At 77.2% G+C, this 6,570-nt stretch carries 2 protein-coding genes; both read right to left on the bottom strand.

All coding sequences use genetic code 11. The features are described 5' to 3' along the window. Positions 1-175: 175 nt before the first annotated feature. Positions 176-5,299 carry a SpoIIE family protein phosphatase gene (locus ACI79C_RS07245; protein ID WP_456944951.1) on the bottom strand — a complete coding sequence of 1,708 codons (5,124 nt, stop codon included), beginning with the start codon at positions 5,297-5,299 and terminating at the stop codon, positions 176-178. A 44-nt stretch (positions 5,300-5,343) separates the two neighbouring features. Beyond that, positions 5,344-6,570: a DUF6986 family protein gene (locus ACI79C_RS07240; protein WP_456944950.1), complete on the bottom strand. Its 1,227-nt coding sequence runs from the start codon at positions 6,568-6,570 to the stop codon at positions 5,344-5,346.

Raw genomic sequence — 6,570 nt, 5'->3', positions numbered from 1 at the left:
CGGGTGCTGTGCCGGCGACCGGGCAGGACGTGCTGTGCGCGCAGCGCGGCACGCTCCTCTGCCCGGTGGTGCACCGTTCCCGTCCTCTTCCTGGCCGTGTCGCTCCGGTCGACCGGAGCGACATCCTGGACCATCCCGACCCGGTCCTCGTCACCGGGGACGCCTGTGCGCGTCGTCACGTCGACGGACGCACGGCCTCCCCGGCCGGCTGCTCCCCCAACCCGGCCAGTCCGAGTATGCGCGCCGGTGGCGTGCCCCGCTCCGTCCGCAGGCGGAGCTGCAGGCCCGCGTCACCCGCACGGGCGAGGGCCTGCAGCAGCATCCCGACGCCCGCGCTGGCCAGGTAGGTGGTCCGCCGGAGGTCGAGGGTGGCCCGCGAGCCCGCCGGCAGCTGCGCCAGGCGGTCGAGCAGCTCCTCGCCCACGGGACCGGTGGCGGCGAGGTCCAGCTCCCCCACCACTTCCAGCCGCAGGCCCCCCGGTCCGTCGGACACCAGCAGCCGCGCCGGTGCGTCGCCGTCCTCCGTTCCCTGCGCCGGCCGCCGCGTGGTGTGGGGGGCGGCGGTCGGCGGCGGCAGCCGGAAGCGCACCGTCGTGCCGGAGCCCTCCCCGTGGCCGATCTCGACGTCGGTCGCCAGCGCGCTGATCAGGTCGAGCCCGCGCCCGCGGAAGCCCCTGTCCTCCGGCGGTGGGCGCCACACCCCGCTGTCGCGGACCTCCACGCGCACCCCGCCGTCGGCGTCCCGCGCCACCCGGTAGGAGCACTCGCCCTGCCCGGCGCCGGCGTAGGCGTGCTCCACCGCGTTGGCCAGGGCCTCGCCGAGCGCCAGCTGGAGGTCGTCGGCGGCGTCCTCCGGCAGCCCGGCCGCCGCCGTCCAGGCGGTCACCGCGCGGCGGACGGCCGAGAGCCGGCTCGGGTCGGCCGGCAGCCGCTGGGCCAGCGGGCCGGGCAGCAGGCGGGCGGCGATCACCGCGACGTCGTCGGGCTGGTCGGTGTCGGCGAGGACGTCGGCGAGCAGCCGGGCGGTCAGCCGGGCCGGATCGGCGGCGGCGTGCCGCGCGGCCGTGGTGCGGACCCGGTCCAACCCCTCGTCGAGCACCTCGCCGCGGCGCTCGACGAGCCCGTCGGTGTAGAGCAGCAGGGTGGCTCCGGTCGGGACCTCGGCGGCAGCCTCGGTGTACGGAGCCCGGCCCGGTGCCCCGAGGACGGCGCCGGCGCCGGCGCCGTCGAGCAGCCGCGCCCCGTCGGGGGTGACCAGCAGCGCGGGCGGGTGCCCCGCCCGCGCCCAGCACACCGTCCCGGCCGCGGCGTCGACCACGAGGCAGGCCGCCGTCGAGGCCAGCGCCCCGGGCAGCCGGGCGGCGAACCGGTCCAGCAGCTCCAGGGACTCCGCGGGACCGCAGCCCTGCAGCAGGGCCGTCGACAGCGCGCTGCGCAGCTGTCCCATGACGGCGGCGGCGGCCGGACCCTGCCCGACGACGTCGCCGACGGCGATGGCCACGCGGTCGCCCTCGAGCTCCACCACGTCGTACCAGTCGCCGCCGGCCTGGGTGCCCTCGGCACCGGGGAGGTAGTGCGCGGCGAGTGCGAGCCGCTCCAGCCGGGGCAGTTGGGCCGGCAGCAGGCTCAGCTGCAGGGTCTCGGCGATCCTGCGCTCGGACCGGTACAGGCGGGCACGGTCGAGGGCCTGGGCGCACTGCTCGGCGACGGCCAGCAGCATGGCCCGGTCGCTGGCGGAGAAGCGCTGCACCGTCGGCCAGGCGATGACGAGGACCCCCACCACCCGGCCGGCCACGACGAGGGGGAGGCCGACGTTGGCCGCCAGCCCGTACGCCCGGACGGCCTCGGCCAGCTCGGTGGGCAGCTGCCGGTCCGCGGGCGGCATCGTGGTGACGTCCTCGATCCACAGCGGCCGGCGCCGGGTGACCGCCGCCGTGGCGACCAGCGGCGCCGACAGGGGCAGGGTGCGCCACAGCCGCTGCCCCTCCTCGGAGCCCCCGCTGATCGTGAGCGCGCTCAGCGAGCGGTGCGACGGGTCGAGCTCGTACACGGCGACCCGGCTGTCGGGGCCGGTCAGCGCGCGGATGTGGCCTGCGGCCGCGGCGGCCACCTCGACCGGGGTGGTGGCGGCCGACAGCTCCGCGGTGGCCCGGTGCAGCAGGGCCAGCCGGTGAGCGGCGGCGCGTTCATCGGCGAGCAGCACCGCGTTGTCGACGGCCAGGGCGGCCCGGGCGGCGATCTCCTCGGCCAGCCCCCGATCGTCCTCGGTGTAGGCCGGCGCGTCGGCCCGGCGGTCGAGCACGAGGACGGCGAGGACCCGCCCGCGCACCGTCAGCGGGATCGCGAGCACCGAGGCGACCGCCAGCGGCGGCGCCAGGGCCGGGTGGCTCGTGCCGAGGTCGGTGGCGCCCGCCAGCGTCGCGTGCACGACCGACCGGGCGGTACGCACCACCTCGGGCCCCACCCCGACGTCGGGGTCCAGGTCGGCGAGCGCGGCCTCGGTCCGGCCGTCCAGACCGGCGATGCCCGCCCAGCGCAGCCCGCCGTCCTCACCGACCAGCCGCACCGTGCACAGGTCCGCCAGCCGCCGGTCGACGACGAGCCGCGCCAGCGCACCCAGCTGCCCGTCGAGGGTGGTCTCGCGGTCCAGCGCGGCGCCGACGTCGGCCAGCAGCGTCTGCCGCTCGGTCTCGCGGATGCGGGCGTTGACGTCGGTGCAGCTGCCGACGTGCCCGGCGAAGGTCTCGCCGGCACCGATCGGGACGGCGTGCTCCAGCAGCCAGTGGTGGGCCCCGTCGCTGCGGCGGAGGCGGAACTCGACCTCCCAGCCCTCGCGCCGGGCGACGGCCGCCTCGACGGTCGCCGCGTAACGGTCGCGGTCCTCCGGGTGCAGCCCGTCGACCCACCCGCTGCCGAGCTCGTCGCGGACCGCGCGGCCGGTGTACTGCGTCCAGCCACGGTTGACGAACACCCGGCGGCCCTCCGGGTCGGCCACCCAGATCAGCGCCGGGGCTAGGTCGGCCATGGCCGTGAACCGCTCCTCGGCGGCCCGGCGGACCCGGCCCAGCTGGAGGTGCGCGTCGACGCGGGCCACGAGCTCCTGCGCGGAGAACGGCTTGACCAGGTAGTCGTCGGCCCCGGCGGCCAGCCCCTCGACGGCGGCCTCCTCGCCCGCGCGGGCGGAGAGCAGCACCACGGGGACGCGAGCGGTGCGGCTGTCGGCGCGCAGCGCGGCCAGCAGCTGCATGCCGTCCAGCTCCGGCATCATCACGTCGCTGACGACCAGGTCCGGCGGCTCGGCCAGGGCCGCCTCGAGCGCCTGGCGGCCGTCTGCGACCGTCCGCACGTCATAGCGCGGCGCCAGCAGCCGCTGCACGTACCCGCGCATGTCGGCGTTGTCGTCGGCCACGAGGACCCGGCCGGCCGTCCCCCGCGACGGCAGCGAGGCGGCCGCGGCCGCACCGGCGCCGTCGCCGTCCTCGACGGGCAGCCAGCGCAGCGCCTCGGCGAGGAACGGCGCCACCGCCGGGGAGACCGCCGGGGGGACCGCCGCACCGTCCGACGAGGCCTCGGCCAGCTGCTCGGGCGGCAGGTGGCCGGTCCCCCACGGCAGCGCGACTGTGAACGTCGTCCCGTCGCCAGGGGCGCTCGTGACCTCGACCGTGCCGCCGTGCAGGCCGACCAGCTCGCGCACCATCGCCAGCCCGATGCCGCTGCCCTCCCCGGAGCGGCCGCGCGCGCCCCGCACCCGGGAGAACCGCTCGAAGAGCCGGGGCAGCTCGTCGGCGGGGATGCCCGCGCCGGTGTCGCTCACGGTGAGCTGCACGCCGTCGTCCGTGGGCCGCAGCCGCACCGTGATGCCGCCGGTGAAGGTGAACTTCAGCGCGTTGGAGAGCAGGTTGAGGACGACCTTCTCCCACATGTCCCGGTCGACGTGCACCGGTTCCCCGAGCGGCGGGCAGTCGACGGTGAACTCCAGGCCGGCGCGGGTGACCGCCGAGCGGAAGACGCTGGCCAGCTCGACGGTCGCGGCGGCCAGGTCGACCGGCTCAAAGCGGGCCTCGATGCGCCCGGCCTGGATGCGGGAGAAGTCCAGCAGCGTGTTGACCAGCTTCTGCAGCCGCAACGTGTTGCGCTCGATCGCCTCCAGCTCCAGGCCGACCCGCGGGTCGGCGGCCACCGGGGAGGAGCGCAGCTCGGCGACCGGCCCGGCGATGAGCGTCAGCGGGGTGCGGAACTCGTGGCTGACGTTGCTGAAGAACTCGGTCTTGGCGCGGTCGAGCTCGGCCAGCGCCTCCGCGCGGCTGCGCTCGGCCTCGTAGCTGCTCGCGGCCTGCAGACCCGAGGCGATCTGGTTGGCGACCAGCTCCAGGAACCCCCGGTAGCGGTCGTCGTAACGGCGGTGCGGGTTGAGGCCGGCGACGAGGAAGCCCGCGACCGCCCCCGAGGCGGGGGCGATCGGCACCAGCACCGCCTGTGTCGGACGCCGCCGCCAGGGGCCGGTGGGCAGGTCGGGGAAGCGCTCGCCGAGGTCCTCGAGGACCACGTGCTCCCCGGCGGAGACCCGCTCCAGCGGCCAGACGCCGTCGCCGGGCAGGAGGACGGCGGGGGCGGCGGCCGACCCGGGTTCGATCCCGGCCGCGCAGCCCAGCCGTGCGACGCCGCTCGGGTCCAGCAGGTAGGTGAGGCTGAACGGCAGGTCGGCGAGGTCGCGCCCCAGCTGCTCGCACACGGCGGCGAGGACGTCGGCCTGCGTGCGCGTGGCAGCGACCGCCGCGGCCAGGTCCCGCAGGGTGGCCATCCGGCGCTCGCCGACCACCCGCTCGGTGTTCTCCGTGACCACGCAGAGCATCCCCTGCGTGCGGCCGTCGGCATCGTCCAGCGGGCTGTAGGAGAAGGTGTGGTAGCTCTCCTCGGGATAGCCGCTGCGCTCGAGGAAGAGCAGCAGGTCCTCGTCCCAGGTGGCGACGCCGGTGGCGAGCACCGACTCGATGCGCGGCCCGATGTCGTCCCAGATCTCCGCCCACACCTCCGACGCCGGCCGCCCCAGCGCCCAGGGGTGCTTGGCCTGCAGGGTGTCGTGCTCGTAGGCGTCGTTGTAGAAGAAGGTCAGCTCCGGGCCGTACGCGGCCCACATGGAGAACCGGGACGTCAGCAGGATCCGGACGACGTTGCGCAGCTCGGCCGGCCAGTCCTCGGGCGGGCCGAGGGGCGTCGCGGCCCAGTCCCGCTCGGCCATCGCCCGGCCGACCTCGCCGCCGTTCGCGAACAGCGACCGCTCAGGGCCCTCGTCGCTCACCGCGGCATCACGCAGGGATGGTAGGTCGCGCGGGGCCGGATCGCTCACACCGCTCCGGAACCGCCTCGACGGCCGGCCAGCCCGTCGAGGACCGCGCGGTCGACGCCGGTCGCGGCGGCCACCTCGGCGTCGTCGAGGGCGCCGCAGTCCAGGCCGCGCAGCAGCACGGTGGCCAGCGCCCGCGCGGTGGCCGGCTCGTCGAGGACGCCGCCGTCGACCCGCTCCCGGTAGGCCGCCAGCCGTGCCGCGGCCGCGGGGAGGGCCGCCCGGTAGAACGCGTACGTGGCGACGTAGCGGGTCAGCAGCTGGGCGGGGTGCAGGTCCCAGCCCTGGGCGAAGCCGCGCTCCAGCGCCCGCCGCACCAGCCCGGCGTGCAGCCGCCACGCCGCGTGCACCTGCTCGCGCGGGCCCACCGGCAGGACGTTGGTGGAGCCGTCCACGGCGCGGGCCCCGGTGCCCGCCACGGCGACCTGCAGCACCTGCTTGGCGTGGTCGGCGGCGGGGTGGTCCGAGGCCTGGTGCGCCGCGGGGATGCCCAGGGCGGCGCTGTAGTCGTAGGTGCCGTAGTGCAGACCGGTCAGCCGGGGGCCGGCGGCGTGCACCATCCGCGCGGCGGTCGCCGTCCCGTCGGCGCCGAGCACCGCCTGCGGCGTCTCCACCTGCAGCTCCAGGTCGAGGGCGATCCCGTGCGCGTCCTCCAGCGCGTCGAGGACCGGGAGGAAGGCCCGGACCTGCTCGACGTCGGTCACCTTGGGCAGCGTGACGGTGCAGCCGACCGCCGTCCCCCGGAGGCCGCCGAGGAACAGGTCGAGGCTGCGGACGCCGCGGCGCCGGGTGGGTCCCTCCAGCGACTTCGCGCGGATTCCGACCGACGGCGGAGCGGCTCCCGCGGCCAGGTCGGCGGCCACGGCCGCGGCCGCGCGGCACACGTCGCCGTCCTCGGCCTCGGGCGCGCCGCGGTAGCCGTCCTCGGCGTCCACCCGCAGGTCCTCGACCGGCTCGTGCGCCAGCTTGGCCCGCACCCGCGGCAGCACCTGCTCGACCAGGCCGCCGTCCAGGCCGAGGTCGGGCAGCCCGTGCTCGTCGAGCGCGGCCAGCGCGGCCGCGCCCCAGGCGGCCGCCAGCCCGGGGACGACGGCGTCCGCGGGCACGTAGCAGGTGTGCACCGGTTGCCGGCCGGCCCGCTCGCCCGGGTAGGCGGCCGCCCGCGCCGCGTCGACCGGCGCCAGCCGCCGGTCGAGCTCGGCGTGGACGGCCTCCGGCAACGTCAC

The sequence above is a fragment of the Geodermatophilus sp. SYSU D00697 genome (assembly GCF_054050175.1).
Note: the sequence above shows the minus strand (reverse complement) of the source record. Positions and strands in the feature narration are given on the sequence as shown.